Genomic DNA, 16,121 nt, shown 5'->3' with positions numbered 1-16,121 from the left:
CAAGAACGGCCGGTTCGCCCAGCCCCTCGTAGTTGCTGACGGGCTGAGATGAACGAGCATGAGCATCGCGAAGACGACAAAATGCAGGCCGGACAATATGCCGGGCAAACGCGCATAGTCGCGAGCTAGTCTACGGACCCGATTGAGCCAGCCGAAGCTGCGTTCAACGACCCATCGCCGAGGCAGGAGAGCGAAGCCCTTCTTGGTTGCGGGCGGCTTGATCATCTGCAGATCCATCCCTGCGTCGCGAGCAGCTTGTGCTGGTTCGTCACAAGTGTAACCCTGGTCTGCAAAGGCGATCTTGACGGTATGGACCGCATTCGCCACGGCGCGCCTGCCCTGGCCAACCCCAGCGAAGCCCATTAAAACAATTCGCGCAAGTCATGCGAGCGCTGCGGTGCGTGCTCGCTCATCAGCGTCAAATACGGGGCCGCGAAGCTTCAACCCTCGTCAGAAACATCGCTGCGATACCGTTAACGTTTTGCCATCCACCTCCGACTGTATTCTCGGCAAAAGGTGCATAACACGCTCTAGGCGCCCCTTGCGAACCAATTTCTGCGGGGAGAAGGTGAGGCAGGTAGCCTGCGAACTTGGCTGGGGCTTGGCTCCGAGGGTTCGCGGGCATACATGTCGGCAAGGCGAGGATGGGGTTGACCGAGCAGATGGGGCGGTCTAGGCCACATAAACGGTTATGTACAGACGACGGTGCCGAAGGCGTATGAAGTGATTTCGGCAATTGCGAAAGGAGCTTCTATCGCAACAGTAGGTCCGGTTACCACGGCGCATTCTCTCAGCAGCGGTATAGGATCGGTACCGGGAACGGAGGGAGGCGAAAAGTTCGGACGCCACGCACGCGACGGATGGCCTCCTTGGCTGGCTCGGTTTGCAGAGCTTCACGCGTGGTCGTTCGCGGCTCTTCGGCCTGTCGCTAGTTTCGAGGAAGAACGCCGTGATGGCGCGGCTGTGCCGCAGTGTTTGGTTGCCCCCTCCCCGTGCCCAGCAGGCGGGCGTGGCGCCCTCAGGCTGGTAGAAGGGTTCTTGCGCTTCCTCTGGCCAATGCACCTAGCGCACCCATTTCGCGGCCGGATTGTCCTCGAATGACGGAGCAGCTTTCAGGCGCTTTCGATCAGGTTCGCGCCTTAGATGCCAGCGGTAATGCCGCTACCCGCTGATGCAGTGGTCCTTGAACTTGGTAAGAAGCAAGCCGGTCTCCGATATACTTTCATTTTCGTGAAATAACGATGTGGCCACTACTCTTAGCGGCTCTCATGACTTTGTATTGCCCATGCCACGACCTTTGCCAGATCCAACGTTGCCATCCCGCGCCACGATCAAGATTTGCTCCCATCTTGGGGATAGGGTGCGCGCGACTCGCGCTGCCCAAGGCCTGCCAATCGATCAGGCCGCGCGGACGTGCGGGGTGTCTGTGGGAATGCTGTCGAAGCTGGAGAACGGAAAGGGTGTTCATCTTGACTATGTCCTCCGCGCTCTAGCTGGTTTGGGTTTGACAATGCTGGTCGTCCCGAAGGATCACGTGCCCCTTCTTGAGCAAGCCGCATCTCATGCAGCGCGCGAGTCTAAGGCGTACGAAGTAGGGCGGCCGAGGGATTTGGAATGGGACTAATTGCCGTCCCGGCACGGCAGCTAGCAAGCGGCAATCGCGAAATGGGACTTTCGCTGCAATGTTAGGTGTGTGGAGAATGTAGGCTTAGCCATTCCCTGCCAGCAGAAGACAATTATCGCAATTAACCGCCAAAATCAGAACCCGTCAGTCAATCCTTCAAGAGGGGCCGTCCCGCTTGGAGGAACTTTTGGCGGCCAACCAGGCATGGCTGACAGTCAATGTCATCAAAGATCCAACAGAATTTGGCTCGCAGGGGCCAATGGAGATGACCTCGGTCGACGGAGCTGAGATGAAGTCGTCCCAATTGCGCGGCGCACCAAAAAAGTGCATTAAGAGTCATAAAGAATTCACAATGACTGCGTAGCATCCGCGGATCGCAACGCCCTGGGCCCTGGCGCCCGCATCTCATGTTTCCTCCAAGTTCCCTCCGTGTCCTGACCGCCGCGTTGATCGGCGCCATGTTGCTGACCGCCTGCGGTGGTGGCGACGATGCCACCACCACATCCGCGCTCGCGCAGCCGCTGTCGATCCCCGCCGCACCCAAGGACCTGGGCTTCGCCGACTCCGCACCGGTGGCCGACCAGGCCGCCGTACTGCCCTTCGTGGACTACGCCTATACGAACCAACGCGGCGACGCGCGCTACGCCACCAAGGAAACCAACGCCGGGGTGCGCGTGTTAAGCGGCTTTCTTGACCTGTGGAAGCCCACTACGCTGATCGTTGATGCCGGCGTCACCGCGGYCGCGAACGGCAGCTTCCCCGCCGTGGTGGCATCCAGCTGGACCGGCATTCCTGGAGACAGTACCGATGGCACCATCCTGAACGCAAGCGTGCTCGGCGCCAACATCCAGTACGTGGCCAATGTGACCGCGCAGCGCACTGCCGCGCAGGAACTGGCCGCGTACCTGGACGATCGGCGCAACAAGGGTTACAGCGTCAGTGACGGCCTGGGCCCGCTGACTGCCACCTGGCAGGCCGCCGCGCAACAGACCACCACCATCACCAGCATCGCTAGCGACGCCACCACCGTGTTGTACAACGACGGCGGCAACAACGTCGGCGTGGGAGGTAGCACCAACACCAGTTTTGGCACCGTGGTGGACTTTGTGAGCAACATCGGCGAGAACGGCTCCACTGAGCCGGCCAAGCGCTTCTACAAATACGCGCGGCCGTGGCGCTGGAGCAGCAGTGTCAACCTCATCCCCGCGCTGGTGCCGGCCAAAAGCGGCACGCCCGCCACCGATGGCGGTTTCACCAGCGGCCACACCGCCGAAGCCGTGCGCGACGCCATCGCCATGGCCTATGCCGTACCGGAGCGCTTCCAGGAAATGGTCACACGCGGACTGGAGCTGGGCGAGAACCGCATTGTCGCTGGCATGCATTCGCCGCTGGACGTGGTCAGTGGCCGCATGCTCGGCCAGGCCACCGCCGCCGCCAGCATCGCCACTGGCGCCAACGCCGCGCGCAAGGCCGCCGCTTATGACCAGGCCCACAGCACGCTGATGGCGGCGGCCAAGGCTGATACCAAGCTGGCCTTCAACGATATCGCGCATTCCGGCACCACGGCCACCGACCGCTTTGCGGACTACGCCACCAACAAGGCCAACTACAACCGCCGCATGACTTTTGGCTTCGCGCAGATCGCCGATACCACCAAGCCAGCGGTGGTCCCCAAGAGCGCCGAGGTGCTGCTGGAAACGCGCCTGCCTTACCTGGATGCCAACCAGCGCCGCGTGGTATTGAAGACCACTGCGATGCCGTCGGGCTATCCGGTGATGGACGACGCCGAGGGCTGGGGACGCATCAACTTGTTCGCCGCGGCAGACGGCTACGGCGCCTTCAACGGCGACGTGGTGGTCAACATGGATGCCTCTCTGGGCGGCTTCAATGCGCTCGACACCTGGCGCAACGACATCGGCGGTGCCGGCAAGCTGAACAAGCAGGGCAGCGGCACGCTGCGCCTGGGCGGCCAGAACAGCTACACCGGCGGCACGCAGGTCGCGGCCGGCACGCTGCAGGCCCTCTCGGCCACGGCCTTCGGCAAGGGCGACGTCTATCTCGGTGGCGGCACCCTGGCTTCCAGCGCCGACGCACAGTTGGTGATCGCCGGCGCCTACACGCAGCTGGCCAACACCACGTTGCAACTGGACGTGGGCAGCGGGGGCGCCGGCCGTCTCGCGGTCAGTGGCATCGCCACCGTGGCGGGCGGCGCGTTGACGGTGAACTTCCGCAGCGGCTTCCGTCCGGCGGCGGGGGACACCATCAGCCTGCTTTCCAGTGCCAGCCTGAAGGGCCAATACACCACCATCTCGGTGCCGGGCTACAAGACCACGGCCATCTACACGCCTACGGGCTTGTCGCTGCGGATCGACGGGACGGCTTGATGTTGTGACAACGAAGAAAGCCACCTTCGTGAACTGCACCCCAAAGGTTGAACGGGTGTCCAGCTCTTGGGGTGCAGTTCATTCGGGCGGCTTTCCTGATTTCCGGTGATGTCCATTGTCGGTGGGTGTCGCCCGTCTCCCAATCGACGAATGGGAGACGGGGCGATGACGAGTCAATCGCCAACCTCAGCCTGGATGACATATTGCCGTGGATACGAATGGCCGGTTGCTGATGGCGAACTTGACGCCGGCGGACATCGCCGACAGTACCGGGGCGTTGGCAGTTCTGGAGGCCCTAAAGAAGCGCGTTTCGTACACCGGCCAAGGCTGTCAACGTCAATCGTCATCGCTTCGGGTCACTGCTTGTCCGGGTACCCGGCCTCGCTAAGCACCGCGAGGAAAGCGCTCTCGTCCAAGGCGCTATCGACCCGAACTTCACGCGCGGGCGGGTCGGTTTCGACGCGGGCTTGCGGATCGACGCTCAGCAGCGCCTTGGTGACGGATTTGGCGCAGCCGCCGCAGGTCATGTTTGGAATGTAGAAACGAAGCATCTTGATCTCCTGGTTGGTTACTCTGTCCGACCAATATGGGGTTTGACAGCGTGGTAAGGTCAAACGCTTTTCAGCGAAATTTTTTTACGTCGATTTCGATGGCGGAATTCTTGCCCCGCGTTTGAGCGAACCCGAGAAGGGATGACCATTGAAGAACGCTGACCTCGGTTGGGTAAGAATGAGGCAAGAAATCTGGTGCGCGCTCATCTCAGCGCGCGAACGAGTCGCCGTGGCGGCGCGATCGCGTGACGAGGCGGGCGCGTTGACCCCAAACCGAGGCGTCCTATGTGGAGCCTGTGAACGCTGTTTGGCCGCGGCAGTCGGCACAGCCAAATCCGTAAGGATCGGGCAATCTGGGCGGTCAGATCCCCAAGGCCTACGCCATAGGTCAGCAGTCGCCGCACGCCTTTGACCAGATGGCGGAGTACTCCGCCAAGCGCTGGGTGCGGCTGCCGTTCAGCGAGCAGGCCATCGCGGCGGACCCGCAGTTGAAGGTAACGCGGCTGAGCCAGTAATCCGGCGGCGTTGGGAGCGGGCCCGCCGGCCCCGCGCTGCCATCGATAGGCGATGGCCGTCCCTCGTCTGTTGACGTAAGACGGCGATACCTGTCCTGTCCGATGGCAGGACAGGCCGCCCAGGAAATCTACATCACCGAGACTGGTTTCGCACTGAACGACCCGCGATTCGGCGCAGGGATGCTTGACGATACGCAACGTGTCGAGCATCTTGGAAGCTACCTTCGCGCCGCGCATGACGCGATAGGCGGGGTGTGCGGCTAAAGGGCCAGTTCTACGGATCTGCCAAGCCGGTGGTGACCCATTTCACACGGATTGTGGCGCAGCAGTACGCGCCGCGCAGGTTCCATGGGCCGCGCACGCACGTGGCCCACGTGTGCACCGCTCTCGCGTCGGAAGCGGCGCCTATCTCACCGGCACCGAACTGCTGGTGGACGGTGGCATCATCGGTGAGTTGGTGTTGCGCGCCAACGCCGGCACGGCTGATGTGCGCTTGCCGCGCATCGGCCAACCCTGGACGACGCGCTACGCACCCAGGCACCCCTCCAACCGCTAGGCCGTGCGCCGCCCAGGCAACAGCCCGGCGTATTCCCGCCCCAGGTACGCCGCCGTATGTTCTAGCAGGAACGCACGGCAACCTTCGCTCGCAGGCATCAGCCGCTTGCTCGCCATGTGCACGATATGCCAGACGCGTTCGATCGGCGTGCCGGACACATCCAGCAGAGCAATCTCCTTGGTGCGCAATTCCAGTGACAGAGTGTGCAGTGACAACAGACTGATGCCCATGCCGGCCATCACGGCCTGCTTGATTGTTTCATTGCTGCCCAGAGTGACCACTTTGGCCGGCGCGAACAAGTGGTGCCTGAACATTTCCTCGGCCACCGTGCGGGTGCCGGAGCCGGGCTCGCGCAGCAGGAAGGTTTCGTGGCGCAGTTCTTGCAGATCGAAGCCCTCTGCCTCGAGCAGTGGATGCCGTGGCGAGGCCACTATCACGTGCGGGTGCGTGGCGATGGGTTCCGAGACGGCAACCAGCTCGCGCGGTGGCCGGCCCATCAGCGCGAGGTCGATTTCGTTGTCCTGCAGCAGGCGCAGCAGCGTCTCGCGGTTGCCTTCGGCGAAGCGAACGTCCACGTTCGGGTAGCGCGCCGAGTAGGCAGCGAGCAGCTTTGGCGCGAAATACTTGGCGGTGCTGATCAGCCCGATCGAGATCGAGCCCTGGTCAATGCCCTTGACGGCCTGCAGCCCGTCCTCGGCGTCTTTCACCTCACCTAGGATGCGCGAGGCGTGATGCAGGAGGCGGTCGCCGGCCTCGGTCAGGGTGAGCTGGCGGCTGACGCGCTCGAACAGCGGCAGCCCGACCACGGACTCGAGCTGCTTGACCTGCATTGAGACCGCCGGCTGGGTCAGGTGCAGTTCCTCGGCCGCCCGCACGAAGCTGGCGTGCCGGGCAACGGTGACGAAGATCTGCAACTGGCGAAGGGTGAGGGAACGGAGGAAGGACATGGCTGGCGTGCAACACCTTAAGGGATCCCTTATATGCTGGCTAAGAATATCTGAATTTACCTTATGGGGATAGCTGGGTATCTTTTCCCTCACGACGCCGCAATGCAGTCAGGCAGCCAAGTCGCCAACCCACGGGAAGGAAACACCATGAACGCACCTGAGACGATCCAAGCCACCGCCAAGCCGCGCAAGCGCTACGACGCCGGCGTGATGAAGTACAAGGAGATGGGCTATTGGGATGAAGGCTACGAGCCCAAGGACACCGATCTGCTCGCACTGTTCCGCATCACGCCGCAGGCGGGCGTGGATCCGGTCGAGGCTGCCGCCGCGGTAGCTGGCGAATCGTCCACCGCTACCTGGACGGTGGTGTGGACCGACCGCCTGACCGCCTGCGATATGTACCGGGCCAAGGCCTATCGCGTGGATCCGGTGCCGAACAATCCCGAGCAGTTTTTCTGCTACGTGGCGTACGACCTGTCGCTGTTCGAGGAAGGCTCGATCGCCAACCTGACCGCCTCCATCATCGGCAACGTGTTCAGCTTCAAGCCGATCAAGGCGGCCCGCCTGGAAGACATGCGTTTCCCAGTGGCCTATGTGAAGACCTTCGCCGGCCCGCCCACCGGCATCATTGTCGAGCGCGAGCGCCTTGACAAGTTCGGCCGCCCGCTGCTGGGCGCCACCACCAAGCCCAAGCTGGGGCTGTCGGGGCGCAACTACGGCCGCGTGGTCTATGAAGGCCTGAAGGGCGGGCTGGATTTCATGAAGGACGACGAGAACATCAATTCGCAACCCTTCATGCACTGGCGTGACCGCTTCCTGTTCGTGATGGATGCGGTCAACAAGGCATCCGCAGCGACCGGCGAGGTCAAGGGCAGCTACCTCAACGTGACCGCCGGCACCATGGAGGAGATGTACCGGCGCGCCGAGTTCGCCAAATCGCTCGGCTCGGTGATCGTCATGATCGACCTGATCGTGGGCTGGACCTGCATCCAGTCGATGAGCAACTGGTGCCGCCAGAACGACATGGTGCTGCACTTGCACCGCGCTGGCCATGGCACCTACACACGCCAGAAAAATCACGGCGTGTCGTTCCGGGTGATCGCCAAATGGCTGCGCCTGGCCGGGGTCGATCATATGCATACGGGCACGGCGGTGGGCAAGCTCGAAGGCGATCCACTCACCGTGCAGGGCTATTACAACGTCTGCCGCGACGCTTATACGAAGACCGACCTGACGCGCGGGCTGTTCTTCGACCAGGACTGGGCCTCGTTGCGCAAGGTGATGCCGGTGGCCTCGGGCGGCATCCACGCAGGCCAGATGCACCAATTGCTCGACCTGTTCGGCGATGACGTCGTGCTGCAGTTCGGTGGCGGCACCATCGGCCACCCGCAAGGCATCCAGGCCGGCGCTACGGCCAATCGCGTGGCGCTGGAAGCGATGGTGCTGGCACGCAACGAAGGGCGCGATATTGCCAACGAGGGACCGGACATCCTGCGCGATGCCGCCAGGTGGTGCTCGCCGCTGCGGGCCGCGCTCGATACCTGGGGCGATATCAGCTTCAACTACACGCCGACCGACACCTCGGATTTCGTGCCCACCGCATCGGTGGCCTGAGCGCGCCGCGCGCCCTGATCGAGACCATCCGATACCAACGAACCAGAGACGAGGACATCATGCGCATTACGCAAGGCACTTTCTCCTTCCTGCCTGAGCTCACCGACGCACAGATCACCAGCCAGGTCGAGTACTGCCTGGGCAAAGGCTGGGCCGTCGGCATCGAATACACCGACGACCCGCATCCGCGCAACACGTACTGGGAGATGTTCGGCCTGCCGATGTTCGACCTGCGCGATGCCGCCGGCATCCTGCTGGAGGTCAACAACGCGCGCAAGACGTTCCCCAACCACTATATCCGCGTGATGGCCTTCGACGCGACCCATACGGTGGAGTCGGTGGTGATGTCGTTCATCGTCAACCGTCCCGCGGACGAGCCGGGCTTCCGCCTGGTGCGTCAGGAAGAGCCGGGCCGCACGGTGCGCTATTCGATCGAAAGCTACGCCGTGCAGGCTCGCCCCGAAGGCAGCCGTTATTAAGCCAGCCGACCTTTCGCCGACATTCAGGGAGGACGCCATGTCCGCGCCAGAATCCCCCTCGCACCTGCAGCCGCCCGGCACGCTGGCGGACCTGCTTGCCAGCTCGGGCATCGCCGGCTTGCTGGACCAGCTTGACCGCCAGCTGATCGGGCTGGCGCCGGTGAAATCGCGTATCCGCGATATCGCGGCGCTGCTGCTGGTTGACAAGCTGCGGGCGGCGCGCGGGTTCAGCGCCGGCGCGCCCAGCCTGCACATGTGCTTCACCGGCAATCCCGGCACCGGCAAGACCACCGTGGCCATGCGCATGGCGCAGATACTCCATCAGCTCGGCTATGTGCGCCGGGGACACCTGGTGGCAGTCACGCGCGATGACCTGGTCGGCCAGTACATTGGCCACACCGCGCCCAAGACCAAGGAAATCCTGAAGAAGGCGATGGGCGGCGTGCTGTTTATCGACGAGGCCTACTACCTCTACCGGCCCGAGAACGAGCGCGACTACGGCCAGGAAGCCATCGAGATCCTGCTGCAGGTGATGGAGAACAACCGGGACGACCTGGTGGTGATCCTGGCCGGCTACAAGGACCGCATGGACCGGTTTTTCGAATCCAATCCGGGCATGTCCTCGCGCATTGCCCATCACATCGATTTTCCCGACTACCAGGTCGACGAACTGGGCCAGATCGCGGACCTGATGCTGGATGCGATGCAGTACCGCTTCGACGCGCAGAGCCGTGCCGTCTTTGCCGACTACCTGGTGCGCCGCATGGCGCAGCCGCACTTTGCCAATGCCCGCAGCGTGCGCAACGCGCTCGACCGCGCGCGGCTGCGCCACGCTTCGCGCCTGCTGCGCGACCCCGGCGCGGTCGCCGACGACCTGGCGCTGACCACCATTACCGCCCCCGATCTGCTCGCCAGCCGCGTGTTCGCGCCGGCACCCGACAAGGAGTGAGCCATGCAAGCCCTGATCTTCGATGTCGACGGCAGCCTGGCCGATACGGAGTCCGCCCATCTCCATGCCTTCAATGCCGCGTTTGCCGAGGTCGGCCTCGACTGGTGCTGGGATGCGGCGCTCTACACGCGCCTGCTCAAGGTGGCCGGCGGCAAGGAGCGGCTGCTGCATTACTGGCGCATGGTGGATCCGGAGGAAGCCCGCGGCAGCAAGGTGGCTGAAACCATCGCGGCGGTGCACGCCATCAAGACCCGCCACTATGCCGAGCGCGTCGGCGGCGGCGCGCTGCCGCTGCGCCCCGGCATTGCGCGGTTGATCGAGGAGGCCGGCCAGTCCGGCACGCCCATCGCGATCGCCACCACCACCACGCCGGCCAACCTCGACGCGCTGCTGCGCGCGCCGCTGGGCGCGGGCTGGCGCCAGCACTTTGCCGCCATCTGCGACGCCGGCACCACCGCGGTAAAAAAGCCCGCGCCGGATGTCTACCTGGCGGTGCTGGCGCGGCTCGCCCTGGAAGCGGCCGACTGCCTGGCGCTGGAGGATTCCGAGAACGGCTTGCGCGCCGCGCAGGCGGCCGGCATTCCCACTGTGATCACGCCAACCGCCTATACCGCGCAGGAGCGCTTCGATGGCGCGCTGCTGGTGCTGCCGCATCTTGGTGATCCCGGCGAGCCGATGCCACAGCCCCTGCCGGGCGCTGACCACCGCTGGGCCGATCTGGCTGCGCTGCGCCGCTGGCATCGCGGCACCTTGTTCGAGGCTGCCTGATATGCGTACCCATGACCATGAAGGCGATGAAGGCGGAAAGAGCCGGACGATTCGCCTTGCGCCCTCCATCCTGTCCGCCGATTTCGCGCGACTGGGCGAGGAAGTGCGCGCGATCGAGGCAGCGGGTGCCGACCTGGTGCACTTCGACGTGATGGACAACCACTATGTGCCCAACCTGACCATCGGCCCCCTGGTGTGCGAGGCGATCCGCCCGCATGTCTCCATCCCCATCGACGTGCACCTGATGGTGGAGCCGGTCGATGCGCTGATCCCGATGTTCGCCAAGGCTGGCGCCTCGATCATCACCTTTCATCCGGAAGCGAGCCGTCATGTCGACCGCACGATCGGGCTGATTCGCGAGCACGGCTGCAAGGCCGGCCTGGTGTTCAATCCGGCCACGCCGCTGGACTACCTGGCCCACACGCTGGACCAGCTCGACATGGTGTTGCTGATGAGCGTGAATCCGGGCTTCGGCGGACAGCAGTTCATTCCAGGCACGCTCGCCAAGCTGCGCGAGGCGCGCGCCCGCATCGACCGGCACGTCAAGGCCGGCGGCCGGCCCGTCTGGCTGGAGGTCGACGGCGGCGTGAAGCGCGACAACATTGCCGACATCGCCCGTGCGGGCGCGGATACCTTCGTCGCCGGCAGCGCGGTATTCGGCGCGCCGGATCCGGACGGCGGCTATCGCGCCATTCTTCGGCATTTGCGCGAAGCCGCGCTGGCTTAGCGCGGCCCCGGCACGCAATGCAAAGACCGATAAAAAGAGGAGACCTGCCATGCCACAGCAAAACCAGCCACACCGAATGACCTTGACGCAGTTCCTGATTGAGGAGCGCCGCCGCTACCCGCAGGCCAGCGGCGGCTTCAATGGCCTGATACTCAACGTCGCCATGGCCTGCAAGGAGATCGCGCGCGCCGTCGCGCTTGGCGCGCTGGGCGGCCTGCATGGCAGCGCCGATGGCGCCGTCAACGTACAGGGCGAGACGCAGCAAAAGCTCGATGTGCTGAGCAATGCTGCCTTCCTGCGCGTCAACGAGTGGGGGGGCTACCTGGCCGGCATGGCGTCGGAGGAAATGGAGACGCCTTACCAGATCCCGTCGCAGTATCCGCGCGGCAAGTACCTGCTGGTGTTCGATCCGCTCGACGGCTCATCCAATATCGATGTCAACGTCTCGGTGGGCAGCATCTTCTCCGTGCTGCGCGCGCCGGAGGGCGTGGATGCGGTGGCCGAGCAGCATTTCCTGCAACCCGGCACGGCCCAGGTCGCGGCCGGCTACGCCATCTATGGTCCCACCACCATGCTGGTGCTCACCGTGGGCAATGGCGTCAACGGCTTCACGCTGGATCCCAACCTGGGCGAGTTCTTCCTCACCCACGCCAACCTGATGGTGCCGCCGGACACGCACGAGTTCGCCATCAATACCTCCAACAGCCGCTTCTGGGAGGCGCCGGTGCGGCAGTACATCGCCGAGTGCGTGGCGGGCAGGACCGGGCCGCGCGGCAAGGATTTCAACATGCGCTGGATTGCCTCGATGGTGGCCGAGGCGCACCGCATCCTGATGCGCGGCGGCGTCTTCATGTATCCACGCGACAGCAAGGACCCGGCCAAGGCCGGTCGCCTGCGCCTGCTGTACGAGGCCAACCCCATCGCGTTCCTGATGGAGCAGGCGGGCGGGCGCGCCAGCACCGGTCGGCAGCCGTTGATGTCGGTCCAGCCGGGCGCGCTGCACCAGCGCATCGGCGTGGTTTTCGGCTCGCGCAACGAGGTGGAGCGGATCGAGCGCTATCACAGCGATCCGCCCGGCGCCGAGCTTCCTAATCCCCTGTTCAACGAACGCAGCCTGTTCCGCGTCCCCGCCTGAGGTGCATGCTCATGTCCGAACGCTATCCCATCATCGCCATTACCGGTTCCTCCGGCGCCGGCACCACCTCCGTCACCCGCACCTTCGAGAACATCTTTCGCCGCGAAGGCGTGAAATCCGTGGTGATCGAGGGCGACAGCTTCCACCGCTACAACCGCGCCGAGATGAAGGTCCGGATGACCGAGGCGGAGCAGAGCGGCAATATGAACTTCAGCCACTTCGGCCCCGGCACCAACCTCTTTGGTGAGCTGGAAAACCTGTTCCGCACCTATGCGGAGTCCGGCACCGGCATGCGGCGCCGCTACCTGCACAACGCCGAGGAGGCTGCCGCCTGCCAGCAGGAACCGGGCACCTTTACCGCCTGGGAGCCGCTGCCGGATGACGCCGAGCTGCTGTTCTACGAGGGCCTGCACGGCGGCGTGGTGACCGACGAGGTCAATGTGGCCCGCTATCCCGACCTGCTGATCGGCGTGGTGCCGGTGATCAACCTGGAATGGATCCAGAAGCTGTGGCGCGACCAGAAGCAGCGTGGCTACTCGAGCGAGGCGGTGACCGACACCATCCTGCGGCGCATGCCGGACTACGTGAATTACATCTGCCCGCAATTCTCGCGTACCCACGTGAATTTCCAGCGCGTGCCGTGCGTGGATACCTCCAACCCGTTTATCGCCCGCGAGATTCCGGCGCCGGACGAAAGCATGGTGGTGATCCGCTTCGCCAACCCCAAGGGCATCGACTTCCAGTACCTGCTGAGCATGGTGCACGACTCCTTCATGTCGCGCGCCAATACCATCGTGGTTCCCGGCGGCAAGATGGAACTCGCCATGCAGCTGATCTTCACCCCCTTCGTGCTGCGCATGATGGAGCGCCGCCAGCGCGCCGACGAGTAAGGAGTCAAGCCATGAACGCACCAGAACGTATCGATCCGGCGGCGCGCTGCGCCCACGCGCTACGCTTTCTCGCGGCCGACGCGGTGGAGCAGGCCAGGTCTGGCCATCCGGGAGCGCCCATGGGCATGGCCGAGATGGCCGAAGTGCTGTGGCGGCATCACCTGCGCCATAACCCCGCCAACCCGGCATGGCCCGACCGTGACCGCTTCGTGCTCTCCAACGGCCATGCCTCCATGCTGCTGTACGGGTTGCTCCACCTGAGCGGCTACGCGCTGCCGATGGCGCAGCTGCGCCAGTTTCGCCAGTTGCATTCGGCCACGCCGGGGCATCCGGAAGTCGGCCACACGCCGGGCATCGAGACCACCACCGGCCCGCTCGGGCAGGGTCTGGCCAACGCGGTTGGCATGGCGCTGTCGGAGAGGCTGCTGGCCGCGCACTTCAATCGGCCGGGCCATGCCATCGTGGATCACCACACCTATGTGTTCCTCGGTGATGGCTGCCTGATGGAGGGCATCAGCCACGAAGCCTGTTCGTTGGCGGGGACGCTGCGGCTCGGCAAGCTGATCTGCCTGTACGACGACAACGGCATCTCCATCGACGGCGAGGTGTCGGGCTGGTTTGCCGACGACACGCCGCGGCGCTTCGAAGCCTACGGCTGGCATGTGATCCCGAACGTCGATGGCCATGATGCCCGCGCCATCGATGGGGCCATCCGCCAGGCCAAGGCGCAGGGCGAGCGTCCAACGCTGATCTGCTGCAAGACGGTGATCGGCAAGGGCGCGCCGGCCAAGGCCGGCGGGCACGACGTGCATGGCGCGCCGCTGGGCGCGCAGGAGATCGCCGCCATGCGCGAAACGCTCGCCTGGGAGGCCGAGCCCTTCACGGTGCCACCCGACGTGGCGGCCGCCTGGGACGCGCGTGCGCTGGGCGCCGAGCGCGAGGCGGACTGGAACGCACGTTTCGCCTGGTACAGCATGGCGTATCCGGAGCTGGCCACGGAGTTCCTGCGCCGCGACCGGGGCAGGTTGCCGGAAGGATTCGAGGCCGGGTTGATGGCCTTGCTGGAGACACCATCGGCCCTGCACGGCAAGATCGCCACGCGCAAGGCATCGCAACTCACGCTGGAAGCGCTGAGCGCCGCCTTGCCCGAGCTGCTGGGCGGCTCGGCCGACCTGACTGGCTCCAACCTGACCGACGTGAAGGCCTCGGTGTGGGTCAACCACGCCGGGCAGGGCAACTACGTCAGCTACGGCGTGCGCGAGTTCGGCATGGCAGCGGTCATGAACGGCATGGCCCTGCACGGCGGGTTGATTCCGTACGGTGGCACGTTCATGGTGTTCTCCGACTATTCCCGAAACGCCATCCGCATGGCCGCGCTGATGCGGCAACGCGTGATCCATGTGCTCACCCATGACTCGATCGGTCTGGGCGAGGACGGTCCCACCCACCAGCCGGTCGAGCACGCGGCCAGCTTGCGGCTGATCCCGAACAACCAGGTCTGGCGCCCTTGCGACGGCGTGGAAACCGCGCTGGCCTGGCTGGACGCGGTGCAGCGCGGCGACGGGCCGAGCTGCCTGCTGCTGTCGCGCCAGGCGCTGACGCCGTTCACGCGTGATGGCGGGCAACTTGCCGGCATCCGGCGCGGCGGCTATGTGCTGCAAGACGCGCAGGCGCCTCAGGCGGTGCTGATCGCTACCGGTTCGGAAGTGGAGATCGCGGTGCGTGCCGCTGCCCACCTGGCCGAGGAAGGGATCCACACGCGCGTGGTGTCGATGCCCTGCGTGGAGCGCTTTCAGGCGCAGGATGCGGCCTACCGGGAAGCGGTACTGCCGCCCGGTGTGCCGCGCATCAGCGTGGAGGCCGGCGTCACCTGGTTCTGGCGCGCGGTAGTGGGCGAGCAGGGCGCCACGGTGGGAATCGATACCTTCGGTGCCTCGGCACCAGCCGAAGCGCTGTACCAGCACTTCGGCCTGACGCCGGCGCGGGTCGCGGATACCGCGCGTTCTCTGCTGGGGAGGCCGTGATGCGCATCGCAGCGGACATGCCTTACACCGCGGTGCTGGTCGACCTCGACGGCACCCTGATTGATACGGCGCACGACATCGTGGAGGCTGCCAACCGCATGCTGGACGAACTGGGCCGCGCGCCATTGCCCTTTGACATCATCAGCGGCTTTATTGGCAAGGGTGTGCCCAACCTGGTGCGGCGCGTGCTGGAGACCGCGCCAAGCGGCGATCGGGATGGCGCTGATTCCGCCGAGGCGGTGTTCCACCGCCACTACGCAGAAGTCAACGGGCACCTTGGCCGCGTTTTCCCCGGCGTGCAGGCCGGGCTGGAGGCCTTGCAGCAACAGGGCTACCGGCTCGCGTGCGTGACCAACAAGCCCAGAGCGCTGGCAGCGCCACTGCTGGCCGTGACCGGGCTGGCCAGGTACCTGGAGGTTCTGGTCGGCGGCGACTCGATCGCGCGGATGAAGCCGGACCCCGAGCCGCTGCGCCATGCTTGCCGGCTGCTGCAGGCGGATGAGCGGCGCAGCGTGCTGGTCGGCGATTCGGCGGTTGACGTGGCCGCGGCGCGCGCCGCAGGCATGCCGGTCTTCCTGGTGCGGTACGGCTATGCCGGCCCCGGCGGCGTTGCCGCGTTGGGTGGCGATGCGGTGATCGATTCGCTGGAAGACCTGCCGGCACTGCTTGCGCCTGCGTGCCGGATGCTGGCCTGAGTCGGGCAGGCAGAGCGAAGCAGAGCAACGATAGATCAAGCCACGCAGAAGCCAGATAGCGACACGCCAACCCTCTCCGCCAGGACCCCGCGGTGACGATCCCCGCGGACGTGGTGTGTGCCAAGGCGTTCAGCGCCAGCGTCAAGTACGGTATCGCGGAGCAGGTCGGCTATATCTCGACAGGTGGCGGCGCCTTCCTCGAATTCCTGGAGGGCAAGACACTGCCGGCCTTCGAGGTGCTGGAGCAGCGGGCTGCCGCCTGA

At 64.9% G+C, this 16,121-nt stretch carries 15 protein-coding genes and 2 pseudogenes; 14 read left to right on the top strand and 3 right to left on the bottom strand.

From position 1 onward, the window contains the following. Positions 1 to 114 precede the first annotated feature (114 nt). Positions 115 to 309 (bottom strand): annotated as a pseudogene (locus AB4061_RS09390) (transposase); the annotation flags it as partial. 976 nt (positions 310 to 1,285) lie between these two features. Here AB4061_RS09390 and AB4061_RS09385 point away from each other — a divergent pair. Beyond that, complete coding sequence (locus AB4061_RS09385; protein ID WP_441633033.1) at positions 1,286 to 1,624, top strand: helix-turn-helix domain-containing protein; 339 nt, start codon at positions 1,286 to 1,288, stop codon at positions 1,622 to 1,624. A 407-nt stretch (positions 1,625 to 2,031) separates the two neighbouring features. Beyond that, entirely contained in the window at positions 2,032 to 4,008 is a 1,977-nt protein-coding gene (locus AB4061_RS09380) for a phosphatase PAP2 family protein (RefSeq protein ID WP_441633031.1), read from the top strand. A 356-nt stretch (positions 4,009 to 4,364) separates the two neighbouring features. On the opposite strand, the gene AB4061_RS09375 is transcribed toward AB4061_RS09380, so the two are convergent. Beyond that, positions 4,365 to 4,559: a heavy-metal-associated domain-containing protein gene (locus AB4061_RS09375; protein ID WP_441633029.1), complete on the bottom strand. Its 195-nt coding sequence runs from the start codon at positions 4,557 to 4,559 to the stop codon at positions 4,365 to 4,367. 416 nt (positions 4,560 to 4,975) lie between these two features. Between AB4061_RS09375 and AB4061_RS09370 the strand changes: the two genes are divergently transcribed. Together AB4061_RS09370 and AB4061_RS09365 are read left to right on the top strand one after the other, a co-directional pair. Next, entirely contained in the window at positions 4,976 to 5,074 is a 99-nt protein-coding gene (locus AB4061_RS09370) for an aculeacin A acylase (RefSeq protein ID WP_441633027.1), read from the top strand. 376 nt (positions 5,075 to 5,450) lie between these two features. Further along, positions 5,451 to 5,630, top strand: coding sequence for a hypothetical protein (locus AB4061_RS09365; protein WP_441633025.1), 180 nt, complete (start codon positions 5,451 to 5,453; stop codon positions 5,628 to 5,630). On the opposite strand, the gene AB4061_RS09360 is transcribed toward AB4061_RS09365, so the two are convergent. Then, a complete protein-coding gene (locus tag AB4061_RS09360) occupies positions 5,627 to 6,577 on the bottom strand; it encodes a LysR family transcriptional regulator (RefSeq protein ID WP_441633023.1) in 951 nt (316 codons plus the stop codon). The genes AB4061_RS09365 and AB4061_RS09360 overlap by 4 nt on opposite strands. A 147-nt stretch (positions 6,578 to 6,724) precedes the next feature. Between AB4061_RS09360 and AB4061_RS09355 the strand changes: the two genes are divergently transcribed. From AB4061_RS09355 to pgk, 10 genes and pseudogenes are all read left to right on the top strand, one after another. Continuing rightward, positions 6,725 to 8,191, top strand: a complete 1,467-nt coding sequence (locus tag AB4061_RS09355; protein ID WP_441633021.1) for a form I ribulose bisphosphate carboxylase large subunit — start codon at positions 6,725 to 6,727, stop codon at positions 8,189 to 8,191. Between the two features lie 59 nt (positions 8,192 to 8,250). Further along, positions 8,251 to 8,670, top strand: a complete 420-nt coding sequence (locus AB4061_RS09350; protein WP_416048518.1) for a ribulose bisphosphate carboxylase small subunit — start codon at positions 8,251 to 8,253, stop codon at positions 8,668 to 8,670. A 37-nt stretch (positions 8,671 to 8,707) separates the two neighbouring features. Next, positions 8,708 to 9,619, top strand: coding sequence for a CbbX protein (gene cbbX, locus AB4061_RS09345; protein WP_441633019.1), 912 nt, complete (start codon positions 8,708 to 8,710; stop codon positions 9,617 to 9,619). A gap of 3 nt (positions 9,620 to 9,622) precedes the next feature. Next, a complete protein-coding gene (locus AB4061_RS09340) occupies positions 9,623 to 10,387 on the top strand; it encodes an HAD-IA family hydrolase (protein WP_441633017.1) in 765 nt (254 codons plus the stop codon). A 1-nt stretch (position 10,388) separates the two neighbouring features. Further along, complete coding sequence (gene rpe, locus AB4061_RS09335; RefSeq protein WP_441633015.1) at positions 10,389 to 11,114, top strand: ribulose-phosphate 3-epimerase; 726 nt, start codon at positions 10,389 to 10,391, stop codon at positions 11,112 to 11,114. Positions 11,115 to 11,163: 49 nt separating this feature from the next. Next, complete coding sequence (locus tag AB4061_RS09330; protein ID WP_441633013.1) at positions 11,164 to 12,249, top strand: class 1 fructose-bisphosphatase; 1,086 nt, start codon at positions 11,164 to 11,166, stop codon at positions 12,247 to 12,249. Between the two features lie 11 nt (positions 12,250 to 12,260). Next, positions 12,261 to 13,139, top strand: coding sequence for a phosphoribulokinase (locus AB4061_RS09325; RefSeq protein ID WP_441633011.1), 879 nt, complete (start codon positions 12,261 to 12,263; stop codon positions 13,137 to 13,139). Between the two features lie 11 nt (positions 13,140 to 13,150). Continuing rightward, positions 13,151 to 15,163 (top strand): transketolase, encoded by a 2,013-nt coding sequence (tkt, locus tag AB4061_RS09320; protein ID WP_441633009.1) that lies wholly within the window; start codon positions 13,151 to 13,153, stop codon positions 15,161 to 15,163. Beyond that, positions 15,163 to 15,858 (top strand): phosphoglycolate phosphatase, encoded by a 696-nt coding sequence (gene gph, locus AB4061_RS09315; protein ID WP_441633007.1) that lies wholly within the window; start codon positions 15,163 to 15,165, stop codon positions 15,856 to 15,858. The genes tkt and gph overlap by 1 nt, the downstream gene beginning before the upstream one ends. Before the next feature lie 131 nt (positions 15,859 to 15,989). Continuing rightward, positions 15,990 to 16,121: pseudogene (gene pgk / locus AB4061_RS09310) on the top strand (phosphoglycerate kinase); the annotation flags it as partial.

Source organism: Cupriavidus sp. YAF13 (genome assembly GCF_052113425.1).
GTDB lineage: Bacteria > Pseudomonadota > Gammaproteobacteria > Burkholderiales > Burkholderiaceae > Cupriavidus.
This window is presented reverse-complemented; position numbering and strand designations above follow the sequence as displayed.